This window comes from Exiguobacterium aestuarii (assembly GCF_020171655.1).
GTDB classification, from domain to species: domain Bacteria; phylum Bacillota; class Bacilli; order Exiguobacteriales; family Exiguobacteriaceae; genus Exiguobacterium; species Exiguobacterium aestuarii_A.
In genome coordinates this window covers 70458-88914 of the sequence record NZ_JAIVAC010000001.1, presented here as the reverse complement: position 1 = coordinate 88914, position 18457 = coordinate 70458, and the positions used below count along the sequence as shown (strand labels likewise).

Genomic DNA, 18457 nt, shown 5'->3' with positions numbered 1-18457 from the left:
TCAGATCATATCCTCGTCTTTGAAAGATTTTGTCCGACGGAACTGGATCACGGCAAGTGTCATGATGAAGAATGACAAGATGAGTGTGATCGCAGCCGCAAGTCCGTATTGCGGGTTGGCACCGAGAGACAATTTGTAAATCCAAGAAATCAAGATGTCGGTACCGCCGGCCGTTTGTCCAGGTACAGCAGGGCCACCGCCATTAAAGAGATAAATGATGTTGAAGTTATTAAAGTTGAACGTGAACTGCGTGATCAAGATCGGTGCAGTTGCGAACAAGAGCATCGGCAATGTGATCAAACGGAACTTATCAAAGATGGTCGCCCCATCGATTGTCGCCGCTTCATACAAGTCACCAGGAATCGACTGAAGGACACCTGTCATAAGCGTCATGATGAACGGGAATCCGAGCCACCATTGAATGAGAACGAGTGCTGTTCGTGTCGCCGTCGGATCGGTCATCCAGTTGACTGGGTCAAGACCGAGTGCCGGCAAGATCGTCGTATTGAATACCCCGAACGATTCGTTGAACATCGAACGGAAGATCAAGATCGTGATGAATGCTGGAACTGCCCAAGAAAGAATCAAGATTGAGCGGAACAAGCGACGGAAACGAAGACCTTCTTGGTTCAAGAGTACCGCAAGGAAGATCCCGATTGCGATAACACCTGTCGTTGAAGCGACCGTCCAGACAAGCGTCCAGCCGAGTACCCCGACGAACGTGTCACGGAAGATATCGATTTCAAAAATACGCGTGAAGTTCTCGAATCCGACCCATTCGACGAGTTTCGCTGGTGGTGCGTTGTTATAGCGATAGTTCGTGAAGGCGATCAAGAACGTAAAGATCAATGGAAGAATAACGGTAAACACTAACAAAATGAGTGATGGGATTAACATTAAGTATGGGAATCCATGGTCACGCAAGTTGCGAAGTTGCATTTGGAACGATGGAAGGTTTAGATGCTGATCACGAGCGCGACCGACACGATAGGCGTCACGAATGTTCCAAACATAGAACGCGATTCCGAAGAAAAGTAAAATTAACGCGACAATCCCCTCGACCATCAAGAAGATGGAGTGGTCGTTACGAGGTCCTGGCACTTCACCAAGCGTGATCAATCCCCAAAGTCCTCCACGGTCACCTGGTCCGGCGCCCGCCCCTTTGAAAAATAGATCATAGTTTACGGCAAAATAAGATACGACGATGATAAAGAACGCTACCGCCTTCGCGTATTGTTTGTTATATAACTGTCCGAGTCCCGGAATGATGGAAAGTAGTCCCGCGTTCCGAGCATGGTTTGTAGGCTTGTCCGGGCGTTGGTCCGGTGTTTTAGGGTTCGCAATTGCAGCCATCCTCAGTTTCTCCTTTCGATTTGAGCAAATCAATCAAGCAAACGTTTGCTCAATGCTAGAAAATGAGGGGGAACGCCATGTGGCGCACCCCGTCATTTCAATTCCTTATTGGTTGTTTGCTTGGATTTGTTGCTCGATGACTTTCACTGCATCGTCTGCAGATTTTTGTGCATCTTGTTTACCAGTAGCTACAAGCTGAAGTGCTTGTGCCATTGGCTCCCAAACTTGTCCCATTTCAGGAATGTTCGGCATTGGGATTGCGTTTGTCGCTTGGTCGAATACCGCTTTCGCAACTTCGTTCGACGTGATTGTTTCGTTCGACTCGAGTGCTGCTACTGGTGGGATTTCGTTGTATGCTTCAAACATTGCCAATGCGTTTTCTTCATTCGTCAACTCTTGAAGGAACATTTCAGCCCACTCTTGGTTTTCTGTGTAAGCTGAAAGGGCATATGTTTTCACACCCATGAACGTCTTGATTGGCTCACCGTTCGGAAGTGTTGGCATAGGAGCCGCTCCGAGGTTTACGCCCGCATCTGTGTAACCAGCTACAGCCCATGGTCCGTTCATGACTGAATGTGCTTTCTTCTCAGTGAAGAGTTGGTCCATCGCTTGGCCACCAGACTCACCGATCAATCCTTTAGGGAAGAGGCCTTCTTGATACCATTTACCGATATATTCGAATCCTTCAACTGCGCCTTCGTTGTTTAAACCGATGTCAGATGGGTCGAGTGCGCCACCGTCCTCTTTGAACACGTATCCGCCGAATCCAGCGACAACACCGTGTGCGAAGTAGAAGTTATCCCAAAGTGCGAGGAATCCGTACTCGCCGTCAGCTTTCACATCGTTTGACAACTTGTAGAGGTCGTCCATTGATGCTGGCGCTTCAGCCATCAAATCTTTGTTGTACATGAGAACTGGTGTCTCAACTGATTTTGGATATCCATAAGCTTGACCATCGAACATGACAGCTGATTTCGCAGCGTCTGTGAATGCGTCAAGTGATCCTTCGTCAGCGATTGGAGCCAAGTGACCTTGGTCAGCGATTGTACCGATTTGGTCGTGTGGTACGAGAACGATGTCTGGACCTTTACCAGCTGGACCGTCAAGCGCAAGCTTGTCTTTTTGGTCTGTCATCTGTACTTCGACGACTTCAACTTTTACGCCATGCTCTTCTTCGAACGCCTTCGCAACTTCTTTCGTTGTTTCAGACTTTTCGATGTCTTCCCAGATGACGATCTTTTCAGGTTTGTTCTCGCTTGAAGAACCACCTTCGTTAGAAGATCCGTTGTCTGTTCCGCCACCACATGCAGCAAGTGCACCGAATGCAAATACTGCTGTTGAAAGTCCTGCTACCATTTTTTTCATCTTCATGATGAAAAACCTCCCCAAGGAAATAGTATGGTCAGATTTGCGCAATCGCACGACCACGTCAATTTTAAAACTCCGCTACGAAATTGACACGGTAGTGAAAACGTTTGCATCCTCACCTCAATTTTTATTATACATTTGTGAAAGCGTTTTACAAGTCTTTTTTTACACTTTTTTTACGTCTGTTGACCCATTTATGTAATTTATAAAATTTTGTTCTCAAATCTTCACTTTTTATGAGTTTCAGCAATTGACAAAATGTAAACGCTTTATTAACCTTTGCTTGAGCAAACGTTTTCGCAACACCTATTCTCTTTGATTCACAGTGTTGTAAAATGATGTCATCCCCTATAAAGAAAGGAATGTTTTCCTTATGATGAAAGAAGCGATTTATCATCGTGCCATGTCCCCGTTCGTTTACAAATATGACCGTGAGACGATCCACATCCGTTTTCATACGAAACGTGGAGATATTGAATCGGTCGATTTGATTTGGAACGACCCTTACGATTGGCATTCTGAAGACCCGGCCATGTGGAATTTTGACCCGGACAAGCCGAGCTACTGGCGTACATACGAGACTCCAATGGAGAAAATCGGTTTTGACGACGCTTATGACTACTGGTTCATTGCCATCAAGCCACCGTTCCGACGTCTACGTTACGGCTTCCGTTTAAATGATGGACAAGAGACGGCCGTCTATACCGAAAAAGGATGGTTCGAAGAAAAACCGCTCGATGACACGGGCTATTACTTCTGTGTCCCGTTCATCAATCCAATTGATATCTTCCACGCACCATCATGGGTGAAGGACACGGTTTGGTATCAAATCTTCCCGGATCGCTTCGCTAATGGAGATGCTTCACTTAATCCAGAAGAGACACTGCCATGGAACTCGACAGAGCCGACAATCACAAACTTCTTCGGTGGGGATTTCCAAGGGGTGATCGACCATATCGACCACTTGGTCGAACTCGGGATTACCGGCATCTATTTCTGCCCGATCTTTAAAGCGACGACGAACCACAAGTACGATACGCTCGACTATATGGAAATCGATCCGCAGTTCGGGACGAAAGAGAAATTTAAAGAAATGGTCGACCTCTTGCACGAGAATGGCATCAAGGTCATGCTCGATGCCGTCTTCAATCATGTCGGATATCACCACCCATGGTTCCAAGATGTCGTCGAGAACGGTCCGGCGTCTGAGTATCGCGATTGGTTCTATCTCCGTGAATTCCCAATCGTGACGGAGCCGAAGCCGAACTACGATACGTTCGCATTCGAAAAGAACATGCCGAAGATCAATACGGAGCATCCAGAGTTGAAAGCTTACTTATTAGATGTCGCCCGTTACTGGGTCGAAGAATTTGGCATCGACGGATGGCGCCTAGACGTCGCCAACGAAGTTGATCATGCGTTCTGGCGTGACTTCCGAAAAGCCGTCAAGCAAGCGAACCCGGAAGCCTACATCCTCGGGGAAATTTGGCACGACGCGCAACCTTGGCTACAAGGCGACCAGTTCGATGCCGTCATGAACTATCCGTTCACGAACGCGAGCTTGAACTATTTCGCACTCGATCGGACGACGGCTTCTGAGTTCCGCAACGAATTGACGCGCGTCGAGATGATGAACACGATGAACGTTAACGAAGTCACGTTCAACTTGATCGACTCACATGATACGCCACGCGCGTTGACGCGGGCGAAAGGTCATAAAGGAAAATTCAAGCTCTTGATGACTTCGATGCTCACGTACACCGGTAGCCCGTGTATTTACTATGGGGATGAAATCGGACTCGAGGGAGAACAAGACCCGGGCTGCCGTCGCTGCATGCCGTGGGACGAAGCCGAAGAAGATCGTAACCTCTTCCGTTACATTCAAAAGCTCATCCAGCTACGGAAAGACCATCCCGTACTCGCGAACGCCGGCTCGTATCGCTTCAACTTGGTCGACGACGCCAACAATGCCGTCATCATCGAGCGATGCACGAAAGATGAGACGTACTTGGTCTACTTCAACAACTCGGACTCTACTTCGAAACTAAGTCCGCTCGGTTATCGTGGCGCCGCCTACGACTTGTTACATGACCGCGATCTCGAGTCACTCGAAATCGAACTGGCACCATTTAGTGCAGCTATTCTGAAATTGAAATAATTTCGAAAATCACCTGATTTCTTCGGGTGATTTTTTTGTTGAAAATAATTTAGCAAATCCCTTTCTTTTTCATTTCATAAGGAGTAAGATGACCTTTGACATTTTTACAAAACAAATAGTTAACAGAAAGAATTATAGAGAAAAGGGAGAATACACTACATGCAGACGAAACAAACGGAACAGCTCACCCTGTTCAAACTGTCGTGGCCGATTTTCATCGAACTCGCCCTCCACATGGGAACCGGGATCATCGCCACATTGATGCTCGCACATTACTCAGACGCCGCCGCTTCGGCCGTCGGGGTTGCCAACCAAATCTTAAACGTGTTCTTGATTGTCTTCAGTGTGACGTCTGTCGGGGCGACCATTTTGATCGGTCAGGCCATCGGGGCTGGGCGCATGAAGAAGAGTCGCGACTTCGCCCGCTCCGCCGTCAGTTTGAACATGTGGCTCGGTGCGATCATGGTCGTCGTCATCTTCTTGTTCGGTGAAACGTTTTTACGCCTGTTCGGTCTTTCGGACGAACTGTTTGCACACGGGCTGTTGTTCCTGCAAATCGTCGGCTTGTCGCTATTCACCGAAGCACTCATCATGGCGCTCAGCTCCATTCTACGAAGTCACGGTATGACGAAACATGCCATGCTCGCGACGCTTCTGATTGATATCATCACTGCTGTTGGTGCCATCTTTGCCGTTACCGGCTGGTTCGGACTTCCGGTCACTGGCGTTGCCGGTGTCGCTTGGGCCATCGTGATCGCACGATTCGCCGCCATGGTACTGTTGTTCTGGCTCGTCAAACGAAAGCTAATGATCCGCTTCCCATTAAAAGAAGTGATTCGTCCTAAGAAAGACGACATCCAGTCGCTCCTTCAAATCGGTGTCCCTTCTGCAGGAGAGAACTTGTCTTATCAAGCTTCACAAATCATCATCACCGGCTTCATCGCGACGATGGGAGAAGCTTCCCTCGCCGCACGGGTATACGTCATGAACTTGTCGATGCTCGCCTTCTTGTTCACCGTCGCCGTCGCGCAAGGAACACAACTCTTGATCGCGCGAGATATCGGGGGCAAACGTTTCAAAGAGGCGTATCATCGCGCCGTCAAGACATTGAAGATTGCCATGTTCGCCTCGTTCGTCGCCTCTCTCGGATTGGCGGTATTCAGCGAGTCGCTACTCGGGCTCTTCACGTCAAACCCTGACATCATCGCGGTCGGAGTGCCAATCTTATGGGCAACGCTCATTTTAGAGCCAGGTCGCGCCATGAACATCGTCTTGATGGGATCGTTGAAGTCCGTTGGAGACGTCCGTTTCCCGGTCATGATTGGAATCGCCTCGATGTGGGGCGTCGCCGTAGCGTTCAGCTACTTGTTCGGTCTTCAAATGGGGCTCGGCATCCTCGGGATTTGGCTCGCCTTCTCTCTCGATGAGTGGTTCCGCGGTTTCTTCGCGTTCCGCCGTTGGAAGTACGGAACGTGGCAACAAAAAGGATTCCAGTTCGAAGCCAAATCAACCACGTAAAAAAGCGGCCGCGGCCGCTTTTTTTATTTCATCAAAAATGCCTGCATCGCCTGACGGTGTACGTCCGTGTCCCCACACTTTCGTTGCCAATCGATTTCTTCATTCAATCCGTCCTCAAATGAAGCGGCTCGCATGAGCGCCTTCATCCCTTGAACAGCGACCGGTGATTTCGCAGCGAGTGTCTCTGCGTAGGAAGTCAATCGCTCCGTATACACCGCATCTTCCACGAGCTCTGTGACGAGTCCGAATGTGTGCGCTGCCTCCGAGTCGATCGTACTGCCACTCCACAACCAATCTAATGCGAGGTCGTCTCGCATGAGTCGACGTAAGTGATACGGTCCGCCTGCATCTGCGACCAATCCGATTTTGATGAACGCCGAGCTGAACTTCGTCGACTTGGCGACGATACGGACATCAGCCGCGAGTGCCAAACTGAGTCCCGCTCCCGCCACGACGCCATGAATTCCGGCGATGAGCGGCTTACGGCATGAGAAGAGCGCACGAACGAGTGGATGATATACCTCTTCTAAATATTCCCCGTAATCTGCATCGCTCTCAATCGTTAAATCTTGTCCAGATGAGAATGCCCGCCCTTCTCCGACAAGGACAATGACACGAACCGCGTCGTCCTGATCAAATTCATCGATTGCCGTTTTCATTTCACGTAGCAACGTCTCGTTCAAGGCGTTCAGCTTTTCAGGTCGGTTTAGTTTCAACCACCCTACCCCATTGTGCGTCGTCAATTGAATCGTCTCCACTTTCATTCCCCCTTCTAAAATGAATCACTGTTCATTTCTTCGCCATTCCGTCAAACTCCTTCCTTTACTGAAAAGTTTTTTGAAGTTCAATTGCCGTGAAGTTGGTTGATTTGCTATTCTAAAAGGAGTCGGTCACGAAAGGATGAGTCAGATGCAACTGACAAACGCCGCTCGGCAACTGAAACAAAAGAAGATTCCGTTCGCTTATCATACGTATGAAGTCGATGAAACCGATGTCTCTGCCAAACATGTCGCAAAGACGTTGCATAAACCGCTCGATGAACTGTACAAAACGATTTGTCTCATGAACGAGAAAAAACAATACGCCTTCTTTCTCATTTCTGGAGAACGTGACATCGATTTGAAGGCAGCCGCGAAAGCTTGGGGAGCGAAGAAAGCATCGCCTGTCCCGATGAAAGAGCTCGAGGCACTGACCGGATACATCCGGGGTGGCGTCTCTCCCATCGGGGCGAAGAAGTCGTTTCCCGTATACCTGCATGAGGCAGCTAGAGAGAAAGAGACCATCACGATCTCTGCCGGGAAACGTGGCTATCAAATCGAGTTGAAGCCAGAAGATTTACTGCAATTCACAAACGGTCGCTGGTTTAGCCAATGACCTTACTGGGGGAAAAATTATGTGGAAAGAACGCATCCGCTCGTGGATTCCAAACTCCTTTACGTTCGGAAATTTATTTTGTGGTGTCGTCGCAATCGTCTACGCCGCACGTGGTGACTTCTCAAACGCCACGTTGTTAATCATCATCGCGATGATGCTCGATAGCTTGGACGGGCGCCTCGCCCGTATGCTCGGAGTCGCTGGAGACTTCGGGAAAGAGCTAGATTCGCTCGCTGACATCGTCACGTTTGGTGTCGCACCGGCGATGCTCGCCTATTATACGTTTTTCATTGATTACGGCAATTATGGATTGTTCTTTGCGGCACTCTTCCCGCTATTTGGGGCATACCGCCTCGCTCGCTTCAACTTGTCCGCGACAAACGTTGCGGCGAGTTACTTCTCCGGTGTCCCGATTACGGCCGCCGGTGGGCTCCTCGCCGTCATCACGACGTTCGGGGACCGCGTCAGCGAACTGTTGACACCAATTTTCTTCACAGGGCTCGCCCTGTTGATGGTCAGCCGTGTCCGCATCCCGAGTTTCAAAGATGTACCACTGCCGCGTCACTCGTTCATCATTACCATCAGTCTTGTCTACGTGACGTATATGATGTTCGCCCGTTGGAAAGAATGGCCGACGTTCTGGTTCATCGCCGTTCCGTTTTATGTCTTATTCATCGCTTTCTCTTTCGTGAAAAGACGGAAGCGGATGGCCAATTAAGAGTCTCGTTCGACGAGGCTCTTTTTTCGTACATGCATTTGTTAGACGAAGACTGAGATGAGCTTTAGAATGAAAGAAGAGGTGATGGAATGAAAGTGTATCCGTTTATTTGGAAATGGTTTCTTGTTTGGTATTTCATTGGATTGATCTTAGTTGGATTCGACCTGCTTCCGCCTTGGCTAGAGTGGGCAAACCCCGTCTTTTTATGGCTCGCCGGTGCGATCGGCGGAACGATTCTTTATCAAGGGATTCGACAAGGTGTTTGGATTGTTCCGTTTATTTTCTTCGGTTCAATCGCCGTCGAGACTCTCGGCGTGAAAACGGGGTTCCCGTTCAGCGAATACGTCTATGCCGAGGCATTCGGTCCGACTGTATTTGGAGTCCCTGTCACGATTGGGGCGGCATGGCTCGCCGTGATCGGTTCAAGTTTCGCTGTGGCGCATCTATTCACATTCCGCAACAACATTTTATGGCTCGTTCCGATTCTTGCCGTATGGCTCGATATGGCAATCGATCCCGTGGCGGCAAACGTGAAAGGCTACTGGGAATGGGCCAATGACGGCTTGTATTATGATATCCCGACGCAAAACTTTATTGGATGGTTTGGATTATCCCTTATTTTCTCCTGGATTTTGCAGCGTCACGAAAGAGCTGTCGATTCCTTGTTCATCCAGCACGGCGTTTACTTGTTCGTCATGCTTCATGCCCTCTTTGGCGTCACGGCCGTGAACGCAGGTCTTTATGGGATCGGCTTCTTGAGCATTCTGACGTCTGGGGTGATTTTTTTAGAAAGGAGAGGTCGCGATGATCGAGTCACACAAAAAGAAATGGTTCAATAACGTATTCTCAACGTTCGTAAGGGAACGTCAGATTCGTCCGACGTTTCATAATATTTTTATTCGAACCGATGACATCCCAACACCTGGTTTAATCTTAAGTACGCACAGTGCTTGGTGGGATGGACTCGTCATGTATATGGTGAATGAACATTTTTTGAGACATGACATCCATGTGTTGATGGACGAGGACGGATTGCGCCGTTTCCCATTCTTTCGTCACCTTGGGGCCTTCTCTGTAAAAAAAGGAAGTCTTTCCGATGTGCGTGCTTCCCTCGCTTATGCGAATGAGTTGCTTACTTCAGGCAAATCGGTGTGGATGTATCCACAAGGTCGAGAAGTCCCTCAAGAGATGCGTCCCATCGAAATCGAATCGGGGGCGACCCTGTTACTGAATGAGCGCCCTCTTCATTTATGTGCCATGTATTATGCATTCGAAAGCCATGCCGAGCCCGTTGTCTATGTTCGATTCCGAAAGCACAGTGTGACCTCGTCGGCACGGAGAGCTCAAAAACAAGAGATTGCGCAAGCACTCGAGCAGTTGTATGACGATGTCAGACATGACGTCATCACGCGTTCAACCGCCTATGCTCCTTTGTTCCGTCCGCGACGCAATCTAGCCGAATGGACAGAGACGTTCGTCCGACTCGGGAGGGAAGATTCATGATTCTTTGGTTCATGACCCTCTGCATGCTCATCTTTACACTCGTGAATCTAGCGTTTTTACGACCACTCGCAAAACCTGGGAAAACACCGGCGACAGCCGTATGCATCCCGATGCGGAACGAGTCACGACATGTCGACCGATTGATTACTAATTTACAAATGGCAATCCCGGAGAATACTCATGTCTACATTTATGAAGACCGCTCCGAAGACGATACATATGAACGATTGAATCGCGCAATCGGAGACGATTCCCGATTCACCGTCATTCAGGGAGTCCCTTTGCCTGATGACTGGGCCGGGAAAGTCCATGCCTGTCATCAGCTTGCAACACGCACGACTGAACCGTATCTCCTCTTTTTAGATGCGGACGTCACCATCGATTCGAGCTTCATCCCCCGCATGCATGCGACACTCGCTCGTGAAAAGGCTGTCTTTCTATCCGGATTCCCACAATTTCCGACATCGACATTTCTCGGGAAATTGTTGATTCCGATGCAACATGTGCTCATCGCCCAACACCTGCCTTTGTTCTGGCGAAAAGTGAAACACCCAGCATTCGCGGCAGCGAACGGAATGAATGTATTTGTCGAACGAAATAGTTACGAAGAGATCGGTGGGCACGCTGCAATCCGTTCATCGTTGATTGATGACATTGATTTATGTCGTACGTTCAAACGTCATCAAAAAGTGACGTCACTCGTTCAAGTCGCCCCGTTCATCTCTTGTGATATGTATGAGACGAATGAAGAAGTATGGAGCGGGTTTTCAAAAAACGTATTCAAGGGAATGAATGAATCAGTAGGACTCGCCTTGTACTTCTTGACGTATTACGGGATTCAGTTGACAGCCATGTTCGCATGGCTATTTTCACCAAATTGGCAAACGATCAGTGCGGCGCTCTTCGTACTCCTCGCCCGACTTGCTGTCGACATAAAATCTCATGGATCCGGTACATGGTTGCATCCACTCAGTTTAATCGCTTATCTGACCTTACTCGGGAACGCCGTCATCCGTAAATGGAGACGTCTACCGATCACATGGAAAGGTCGCCATTATTCCTAATCGAGCGTCTTACTTAAGGGGGACAAATTTATGAAGCAAATTGTTGTCATTGGAGCCGGGTTAGGTGGACTGAGCGCTGCCGTCACGCTCGCCACACACGGCTATGACGTCACGGTCATTGAGAAGAATGAACATGTCGGCGGAAAACTCATGCCCGTCATCACTGACGGGCACCGTTTCGACTTCGGTCCGAACACTATCACGATGCCAGATGTGTTTCGTTCCGTCATCCGAAACAGCGGTGCCAATCCAGATGACTATTTTGAATTGATCAAACTCGATCAACATACCGTCAATCATTATTCAGACGGTTCCTCGTTCACATTTAGCGCCGACCGGGCACAGCTCGAGTTGGAAGTGCGACGCTTGACGAATGATCAAATGAAGAAAAATCAATTACAAGCTTATTTAGATGAAGCAGAGAAGTTGTTCCGAATTGCGAACGAACGCTTCTTCACTCGTATGGAGACAAAATTAGATCCCGGTCTTTGGGCGGACATGGTAAAAGTACACCCGCTGCAAAGTCTGCATGCCCTTCATCAGAAATACTTCAAAGACAAGCGCATCATCCAAGCACTCGACCGATATGCGACATACATCGGCAGTAGCCCATACGTGACACCTGGCACGTTCGCACTCATCTCTCATTTAGAATTGAATGAAGGGGTCTATTTCGCCAAGGGAGGCAACTGGAACATCGCCAAAGGGTTTGCGAAGCGAGCGAGTGAACTTGGCGTGACGTTCCGACTCGGACACGAAGTGACGAAAATTGAAGTCTTGAACGGGAAAGCCCATGAAGTCGTCGTTGATGACAAAGAAGTCATCTCTTGCGATGCTGTTCTGCTCAATGGCGAGCTGCTCACACAATATCCTCGACTTGTCGATGCGAAAGACCGTCCTTCTTTCCCGGTCCCGACTCGCGATACAGTCGAGCCGTCCATCTCTGCATTCGTGTTAATGATCGGGTTATCGAAACGCTTGAAACTTGCTCATCATAACGTCTATTTCTCTGACGACTACGAGCGAGAATTTAAGGCACTCTTCCAAGAAGAACGCTATGCAGACGAGCCGACCATCTATATCTCCAATTCATCCGCAACTGACCCATCGATGGGTGAGGCAGGTGACAACCTGTTCATCCTCGTCAATGCCCCAGCTCATTTGACTGATATTGATGCCGATACGTATGAGCATTTGATTCGTCGTCGGTTGCGCGCGTTCGGTGTCGATTGGGAAGATGAGGAAGTCCTCTTCCATCGACGCGTGACACCACAAGATTTGAGTCGTGACTTTTATGCCTATTACGGTGCTCTTTATGGCACGTCGGCCAACTCGAAAAAAGGTGCATTCTTTAGACCGGCAGCCCGCTCGACGGACGTGTCGAACATCTGGTTTGCAGGTGGTTCGACCCATCCTGGAGGAGGGAGCCCGATGGTCACGCTTTCAGGACAATTCGCGGCACGATCGATGTTAGAGGACATACCTCTGACAATATGAACATTTTGTGAACGCGAGTTTCGACACTTGTCGACAATTGAAAGACGTGATAATATCATATTCGAGTTCAAGCAGTTCTGTAACGTTGGTTACACCTGTAGCGATCGAATGGCTTCCCCGAGCCTTATCGCGTTTTGAACTTGTCACACCCGAGAAAAAGTGATGAGCGAGTTTCCCCACTCGTATCCCGTAGTTGAGACAGCTTGCGTATGATGTTCCCCCTTAGTCCATCAAGCATCCTGTTTCAACGAAGATGTCCCAACTGATTCATTCCCCATGAATCCCGGCACATCTTTAGGGCTTCATCACAAATCGATTCATTCATTTCCCCGATGAATGGATCACATAACGCTTACGCCACTTTTGGTCCCCCGCCAAAAGTGGTTTTTTTTGCGCAAAAAAAACTGTAGACGCGCAAAAGCGCCTACAGCGAGTCGAATCATTTAAAGTTTTGCTAGCAACTTTCCTTTTTGAAGCGTCGATACGTATGCACGCTTTGTGAAGACGTCATATCCGTTCGCTCGAGCCGCATCTAGAATCCCTTCGTACAGGAGCGCTGCCGCTTGCACTGGCTTTCGACTGGCCAGTGGATAGAGGTGATGGGTTCCACGTGCGCGTTCATACAAGAATTCCGCACGTTTCGCCAGCGCCTCCCATAATTCGATAAAAGCAGGTGTCACTTCTCGTTGCTGTAACATCTCTTCAGTTACAGCGAACTGTCGCATCATCGTCCGTGGTAAATAAATGCGGTCTCGGTTCAAATCTTCCCCGACATCTCGCAAAATATTTGTCAGTTGCATCGCAATTCCAAGGTCAATGGCACCTTGCCGAAGCTGGCGTTTCGTCGCAGCGTCTTGATTCGGGACAAGAATCGGGAGTAGCATCAGACCGACCGTGCTCGCCGCATAGTAGCTGTATTGCTCGGTCTCTTCGAGCGTCTCATATCGCGACTTATGTAAATCCCACTTCATCCCTTCTGCCAGCTCGAAGAAGGGATCGACGTCCATCTCATAGCGCTGCCATACATCTCGAAGGGCCACCCATAGTGCATCGTCTTGATGATAACCGGCCAAAAAACGGTCGAACGCATGCAAAAATGACGCCAGACTTTCTTCTGGATGATCCGATTCATCGACTGCATCATCAAGGGTCCGACAAAACGTATACACGGCCATGACCGCTTGACGATCTGGTTTTGAGAGCAAAGAGAAGGCCCGATAAAAAGTCAGCGAGCCTTTCTTCATGATTTCCTCACATTGACGATACGCTTCTTGTGTCGTCACGATGTATTGCCCCCATTTCTTCTTCCATTTTTTTCACGAGTAACTGTGACCCAATCATGACGATCGGCACGCCACCACATGGATGGACAGATGCACCAACCGCATACAATCGTTCGATTTTTGGGAACGGTCTTGCCTGTGGCTTGAAGGCGGCTGATTGAGACAACTTCGGTGCAATCCCAAAGCTTCCTCCTTCAAATAGACCGAAACGCTCAGCGTCCATCGGTGTCCGGACTTTCATCTCGGTCACGCGTTCACGAAAATCTGGTACGAGTGCCTCGATTCGTTCGAATAGATGATCAATCGTCCCTTGCGTCTCAAAGTCTTCCCGTTCCAATTTACGAGGTACCGGAACGAGGACATATAACACGCTCGTCCCATCCGGCGCTAGTGTCGCATCGATCCGTGATGGATTGAACGTGTACATCGCCGGATACTCACTTAGTTTACCATCCTCAAAGATTGTACGCATCGATCCTTCAAAATCGTTTGGTAAATCAAATTGATGGACCGGTAAATCTAGTGCGCCATTGACAGTAAAGTACAGGAGTAACGTACCGCTGGACGGTTCGTATGTCTTTGGTGTGACGCCATCAATGAGTCGCTCCATGAGTGGGAAGTCCCCATTCACGACGACCGCGTCATAAGACACATATTCGTCATTGACCGTGACACCGTCCGCCACTCCGTTTGTGACGTGGACGCGATTGACGGTCGCATTCATCACAAAACGGACACCTCGACGCTTCAGCTCTTGTTCCATTTTCGCCGCAAGCGAGAAATATCCTCCTTTTACGTACCAGACTCCCTCTTCCTGTTCGCGATACGGGATCAGTCCATATAAAGAAGGCGTCGCATAAGGATTCCCACCGATATAGAGTGTCTGTAAACTGTAGGCGACACGTAGGCGTTCGTCCTCAAAGAAACGTTTCATGTTCGCATGGGCCGTTTCATATGCTTTCAGACGCATCAGGAGGAGCAATAGTTTAGGCTCGAACAATTCCGTTTTTGATGCGTAGCTTCGGTCCAAAAACGTATCGAATCCAATCCGATACTCTTCTTTCTTCTGCGACATATAATGACGAAACGCATCCCCTTCACCGAACGTTCGCTCGATTTCTTCTGCCTGTCGTTCGATATCGCGATATTTGTAGAATGATGTCCCGTCTTGATAACGTAAGCGATAGAGCGGGTCAACTTCGAGTAACTCGACTTCACTTTCCGGTACCCCTGCTTCAATCAACTGTTGCTTCAGTTTACTCGGTAACAAAACGATCGTAGGCCCTTCATCGACTTTCGCCCCATTCTCAAACTCAACATAGTTCAACCGTCCACCGACGCGTGCTTCTTTCTCATAAATCGTGATATTTAGCGACGGGTTCCGTTTCGTCAATAAGAGGGCGGCATAAAGTGTACCGACCCCGGCTCCGACAAAGCTGATGTTCATCGGCCGACACCTGCCCGTTCACGCAATAGGTTCGTCGTGATTCGCGCCGATTCAAAAATCGTCGGAAGTCCACTTCCCGGATGCGTTCCCCCGCCGACGAGCCAGACGTTGTCGAGCTCTTCAAATTGGTTGTGCGGACGGAAATACATCATTTGCGATAGATTATGGCCAAGGTTAAACGTTGCTCCTTCATATACACCGAACGTCTCCCAATCCATTGGCGTCAACGTCTCCATCACTTCAATATGTTGTCGGATGCCTCGGTACGGTGACCGTGTCTCAAGGGCGTCGAGCACACGTTCTGTCATCGTCGTCTGTAGTTCGTCCCATGGGAGACCGGATAAGTTATTCGGTACCGGTACGAGCACGTAAAGCGATGACTTTCCTGAAGGCGCGAGCGTCGGGTCGATGCGTGAGGCGTTTTGAACGTAAAACGAGAAATCCTCGCTTAGTTTCAACTCTTGCGTCATCTCTTTGACGTTCAACTCATAATCGTCTGCAAAGTGAATCGAATGATGCGCCACGTCTTCGTATATGTGATCGAGTCCGAGATAGAGCATGAACGTCGAGCACGAATAGCGCTTCTTCTTCAGTTGAGCCGGACTCCACTTCGATAGTTTACCGTCAGGAACGAGCGACGTCATCGCATGTGCAAAATCAGCACCGATTACGACTTCATCGAACGCATAATGGACGCTTCCGGCCACGAGACCTGTCACTTTCTTGTCATCCATGAGGAGACGCTCCACCGGTTCTCCTAGACGAATAGAGCCACCTTCTTCCTCTACGACTTTTGCCATCGCATGGCAAAGTTGATTCACTCCCCCAATCGGGTGATGAACCCCATATGCGTGTTCCATATACGATAAAATGGAGAAACCGCCCGGGCATTCCCAAGCGGACATGCCTAAATATTTTGCTTGGAACGTGAACGCATACTTCAACTCTTCGCTCGTGAAGTACTCGGACAAGACATCATAAAGCGACTTCCCAATCGACAGGAACGGCAGTGCTTTGAGCACACGCAACGAGACGTAATCGGTCAATTTATCATGTGCGGTCTGTAAGACAGGCATCAACTTGGACAGCTTGATTGCCTGTTCGCTCATGAATCGTTCATACCCTTCCCCATTTCCCGGGAATTGTTCTTCGATGGCTTGATGCATCTGATCACGATCTGTCGTCATCGAGAGCTGACGCGTACCGCGGTCGAAATACAAATCATACATCGGTTCGAGCCGTTTCATCTCGACGTAATCATGTAAATCGCGTCCGGTTTCTTCAAAAATTTCTTCTAAAATATACGGCATATTTAAAAACGTAGGTCCTCGGTCAAACGTGAACTCGCCGACTTGGAGACGTGACGTCCTTCCTCCGACAAACGGTTGTTTCTCAAATACGGTGACGTCTACCCCACGATGCGCCAGTAGCATCGCAGCAGCCAACCCACCAGGTCCTGCCCCTATTACGGCAACTCTTTGTTTCGACACACTCAACAACTCCCTATGTGAATAGTCTCTTATGCTTCTCTATCATTATAGAAATGACCGGAGACAAGTTCAATTTTCAATCGGTTGATTGAGCAGGTTCTTGCTTCCTCGCTCGGCGATGACGATGTACCAAGATCCTTCTGGGATGAATGGGATAAATCGAATTTGTTCAAATCCGACTTCTTGCATCTGTCGGCGTAATCGTGGAATGGTCGGGAGCGGATACAAGTTGTCATGAAGTGTCATGAATGCGTTGAATGCAGAAGCGAATCGTCCGCCGAGTGCCGTCTCTGCAAGCGGCGTGACGAGGACCGCGACCCCGTTCTCTTCTAAACGATCCCGAAGTCTCTCAAGCAGTTTGATCCGCTCTTCTGGTGAAAAGTAATAGAGCATATTGTTCATCATGACCGCATCGAACTGCTCATCCGTTTCCCAGTTCATAAAGTCGGCGACTTCAAAATGAATATCGCCCCGTTCATCACGAGATCGCGCCTCTTCGATGACCTCTTCCTCTAAATCGATGCCTGTCAGTTCCCAACTCGGTTCGAGCGCTTGTAATTTACGTAAATAGCCACCGTGTCCACATCCGATATCAAGCATCGATTGGACATTCGCCTGGCGTAATAACTGCTGTACAATCGGGAATGCGACCGTTTCCACAAGGGTCGACGTTTTCGCGACGACTTGACCGTGTTCGGCCCCATCGAATGTCTTTTGTTTTCCGGACTCTAAAAATTCCGGATAAGCGATCAACGCAGGGATATGGAGTTCCATCATCTCTTGAAGCATGAATCCGATGCTCCGTTCGTCGTTACCGGATAATTGATATTTTAAGCCACGTGTCGGATAGTAGCGCCAGCCTCTCTTCTTCAAATGACGCACTGCAACCCCGACTTCTAACCAGCGCTCTAACGCGAGTTGTGTCAACGGGCGTTTGAGTCGTAAATTCATCTCTGCCATACTTGCACCACCTTGAAGCGCATCGAATAGGCCAAACTTATATCCGATATAGCCGTGCCATAATGGTAAGAACGATTCCGTTTGTTTCATCCATTTCCGTGCGTGCAATACGCGTGTCCATTCCGTCATTTGTTGATCCATCGTTTCACCTCATCGTCATGATTACTGATTTTTTTATTTTCCCCTAATAATTTGTCTACAAACAAAAAATTCCCACTTCGGTGTGCGAAGTGGGAAAATCTTATTGAATGAAGCTGTTGAAGAACGATTGTCCGTACGGTAGTGCGTAACCGATAAAAATCGTGACGAGTGCCAATACGATAAATCCGCCGAACAAGGCGTTTGATGGTTTTTTCTTTTTCACTTTGACGAGCGTCATCTCACCAAAAATCAATGCCAATAGTCCAACTGTGATTTTCACGTGATAGAACGTGCCGCCTCCGTTCAATTGAAGATAGAGATAAAGTCCTGTTCCGAATGCGATGAGTAACATGAGTCGAAACGCCATATGTGCGATCTTTCCACTCTTGTTGCCGTTCTTGTAACCAATATAGGCAACGGCAAACAAAATAAGTAACAAAATCCAGCTCGTAACGTGCGTGTGCAAGAATGCAATCAGTGGCATTCTAATGCCCCCCTTTATGTTGTTGTACAGTCTTCATTGTACACGAACCCTCTCCTGATTGGTCAAGCGAACGCTTTCGTAAAAAAAGAGCCATCCCTC

At 48.8% G+C, this 18457-nt stretch carries 16 protein-coding genes; 8 read left to right on the top strand and 8 right to left on the bottom strand.

What is annotated here, in order from left to right; all coding sequences use genetic code 11:
• Positions 1-1353: a sugar ABC transporter permease gene (locus LCM29_RS00460; protein WP_214875220.1), complete on the bottom strand. Its 1353-nt coding sequence runs from the start codon at positions 1351-1353 to the stop codon at positions 1-3.
• A gap of 105 nt (positions 1354-1458) precedes the next feature.
• Positions 1459-2724 (bottom strand): extracellular solute-binding protein, encoded by a 1266-nt coding sequence (locus LCM29_RS00455; RefSeq protein ID WP_214875219.1) that lies wholly within the window; start codon positions 2722-2724, stop codon positions 1459-1461.
• 370 nt (positions 2725-3094) lie between these two features.
• Between LCM29_RS00455 and LCM29_RS00450 the strand changes: the two genes are divergently transcribed.
• Together LCM29_RS00450 and LCM29_RS00445 are read left to right on the top strand one after the other, a co-directional pair.
• Complete coding sequence (locus LCM29_RS00450) at positions 3095-4879, top strand: glycoside hydrolase family 13 protein (protein ID WP_214785375.1); 1785 nt, start codon at positions 3095-3097, stop codon at positions 4877-4879.
• A gap of 159 nt (positions 4880-5038) precedes the next feature.
• Positions 5039-6397, top strand: a complete 1359-nt coding sequence (locus LCM29_RS00445) for an MATE family efflux transporter (RefSeq protein WP_211781580.1) — start codon at positions 5039-5041, stop codon at positions 6395-6397.
• 23 nt (positions 6398-6420) lie between these two features.
• Here the strand turns inward: LCM29_RS00445 and LCM29_RS00440 are convergent, their stop codons facing one another.
• Positions 6421-7161, bottom strand: coding sequence for an enoyl-CoA hydratase/isomerase family protein (locus tag LCM29_RS00440; RefSeq protein ID WP_224860246.1), 741 nt, complete (start codon positions 7159-7161; stop codon positions 6421-6423).
• 145 nt (positions 7162-7306) lie between these two features.
• Between LCM29_RS00440 and ybaK the strand changes: the two genes are divergently transcribed.
• The 6 genes from ybaK (at position 7307) to LCM29_RS00410 (ending at position 12553) form a co-directional block, all read left to right on the top strand.
• Positions 7307-7771, top strand: coding sequence for a Cys-tRNA(Pro) deacylase (gene ybaK, locus LCM29_RS00435; RefSeq protein ID WP_214761060.1), 465 nt, complete (start codon positions 7307-7309; stop codon positions 7769-7771).
• A gap of 19 nt (positions 7772-7790) precedes the next feature.
• A complete protein-coding gene (pssA, locus tag LCM29_RS00430) occupies positions 7791-8489 on the top strand; it encodes a CDP-diacylglycerol--serine O-phosphatidyltransferase (RefSeq protein ID WP_214747683.1) in 699 nt (232 codons plus the stop codon).
• 89 nt (positions 8490-8578) lie between these two features.
• Positions 8579-9328 (top strand): carotenoid biosynthesis protein, encoded by a 750-nt coding sequence (locus LCM29_RS00425; protein ID WP_224860244.1) that lies wholly within the window; start codon positions 8579-8581, stop codon positions 9326-9328.
• Entirely contained in the window at positions 9294-9992 is a 699-nt protein-coding gene (locus LCM29_RS00420; protein WP_224860242.1) for a lysophospholipid acyltransferase family protein, read from the top strand. Before LCM29_RS00425 ends, LCM29_RS00420 begins: the two co-directional genes overlap by 35 nt.
• Positions 9989-11056: a glycosyltransferase gene (locus tag LCM29_RS00415; protein ID WP_224860239.1), complete on the top strand. Its 1068-nt coding sequence runs from the start codon at positions 9989-9991 to the stop codon at positions 11054-11056. The genes LCM29_RS00420 and LCM29_RS00415 overlap by 4 nt, the downstream gene beginning before the upstream one ends.
• 30 nt (positions 11057-11086) lie before the next feature.
• Positions 11087-12553 (top strand): phytoene desaturase family protein, encoded by a 1467-nt coding sequence (locus LCM29_RS00410; RefSeq protein ID WP_224860237.1) that lies wholly within the window; start codon positions 11087-11089, stop codon positions 12551-12553.
• Positions 12554-12996: 443 nt separating this feature from the next.
• On the opposite strand, the gene LCM29_RS00405 is transcribed toward LCM29_RS00410, so the two are convergent.
• From LCM29_RS00405 to LCM29_RS00385, 5 genes are all read right to left on the bottom strand, one after another.
• Positions 12997-13839, bottom strand: coding sequence for a phytoene/squalene synthase family protein (locus tag LCM29_RS00405; protein ID WP_412093980.1), 843 nt, complete (start codon positions 13837-13839; stop codon positions 12997-12999).
• Positions 13805-15283: a phytoene desaturase family protein gene (locus tag LCM29_RS00400; RefSeq protein WP_224860233.1), complete on the bottom strand. Its 1479-nt coding sequence runs from the start codon at positions 15281-15283 to the stop codon at positions 13805-13807. Before LCM29_RS00400 ends, LCM29_RS00405 begins: the two co-directional genes overlap by 35 nt.
• Positions 15280-16773, bottom strand: coding sequence for a phytoene desaturase family protein (locus LCM29_RS00395; protein ID WP_224860231.1), 1494 nt, complete (start codon positions 16771-16773; stop codon positions 15280-15282). Before LCM29_RS00395 ends, LCM29_RS00400 begins: the two co-directional genes overlap by 4 nt.
• Positions 16774-16842: 69 nt before the next feature.
• The gene (locus LCM29_RS00390) at positions 16843-17874 is read right to left on the bottom strand and encodes a class I SAM-dependent methyltransferase (protein ID WP_214875209.1); all 1032 of its coding nucleotides are present in this window, start codon (positions 17872-17874) and stop codon (positions 16843-16845) included.
• 100 nt (positions 17875-17974) lie between these two features.
• Positions 17975-18358: a YisL family protein gene (locus tag LCM29_RS00385; protein WP_214747656.1), complete on the bottom strand. Its 384-nt coding sequence runs from the start codon at positions 18356-18358 to the stop codon at positions 17975-17977.
• Positions 18359-18457: the final 99 nt, after the last annotated feature.

Excerpts from the sequence above, each read along its gene's own strand:
- LCM29_RS00390 (WP_214875209.1), bottom strand. The coding sequence starts at position 17,874 with ATGGATCAACAAATGACGGAATGGACACGCGTATTGCACGCACGGAAA.
- ybaK (WP_214761060.1), top strand. The coding sequence starts at position 7,307 with ATGCAACTGACAAACGCCGCTCGGCAACTGAAACAAAAGAAGATTCCG.
- LCM29_RS00450 (WP_214785375.1), top strand. The coding sequence starts at position 3,095 with ATGATGAAAGAAGCGATTTATCATCGTGCCATGTCCCCGTTCGTTTAC.
- LCM29_RS00445 (WP_211781580.1), top strand. The coding sequence starts at position 5,039 with ATGCAGACGAAACAAACGGAACAGCTCACCCTGTTCAAACTGTCGTGG.
- LCM29_RS00385 (WP_214747656.1), bottom strand. The coding sequence starts at position 18,358 with ATGCCACTGATTGCATTCTTGCACACGCACGTTACGAGCTGGATTTTG.
- LCM29_RS00400 (WP_224860233.1), bottom strand. The coding sequence starts at position 15,283 with ATGAACATCAGCTTTGTCGGAGCCGGGGTCGGTACACTTTATGCCGCC.
- LCM29_RS00415 (WP_224860239.1), top strand. The coding sequence starts at position 9,989 with ATGATTCTTTGGTTCATGACCCTCTGCATGCTCATCTTTACACTCGTG.
- LCM29_RS00420 (WP_224860242.1), top strand. The coding sequence starts at position 9,294 with ATGATCGAGTCACACAAAAAGAAATGGTTCAATAACGTATTCTCAACG.
- LCM29_RS00425 (WP_224860244.1), top strand. The coding sequence starts at position 8,579 with ATGAAAGTGTATCCGTTTATTTGGAAATGGTTTCTTGTTTGGTATTTC.
- LCM29_RS00460 (WP_214875220.1), bottom strand. The coding sequence starts at position 1,353 with ATGGCTGCAATTGCGAACCCTAAAACACCGGACCAACGCCCGGACAAG.
- LCM29_RS00455 (WP_214875219.1), bottom strand. The coding sequence starts at position 2,724 with ATGAAGATGAAAAAAATGGTAGCAGGACTTTCAACAGCAGTATTTGCA.
- LCM29_RS00410 (WP_224860237.1), top strand. The coding sequence starts at position 11,087 with ATGAAGCAAATTGTTGTCATTGGAGCCGGGTTAGGTGGACTGAGCGCT.
- LCM29_RS00440 (WP_224860246.1), bottom strand. The coding sequence starts at position 7,161 with ATGAAAGTGGAGACGATTCAATTGACGACGCACAATGGGGTAGGGTGG.
- pssA (WP_214747683.1), top strand. The coding sequence starts at position 7,791 with ATGTGGAAAGAACGCATCCGCTCGTGGATTCCAAACTCCTTTACGTTC.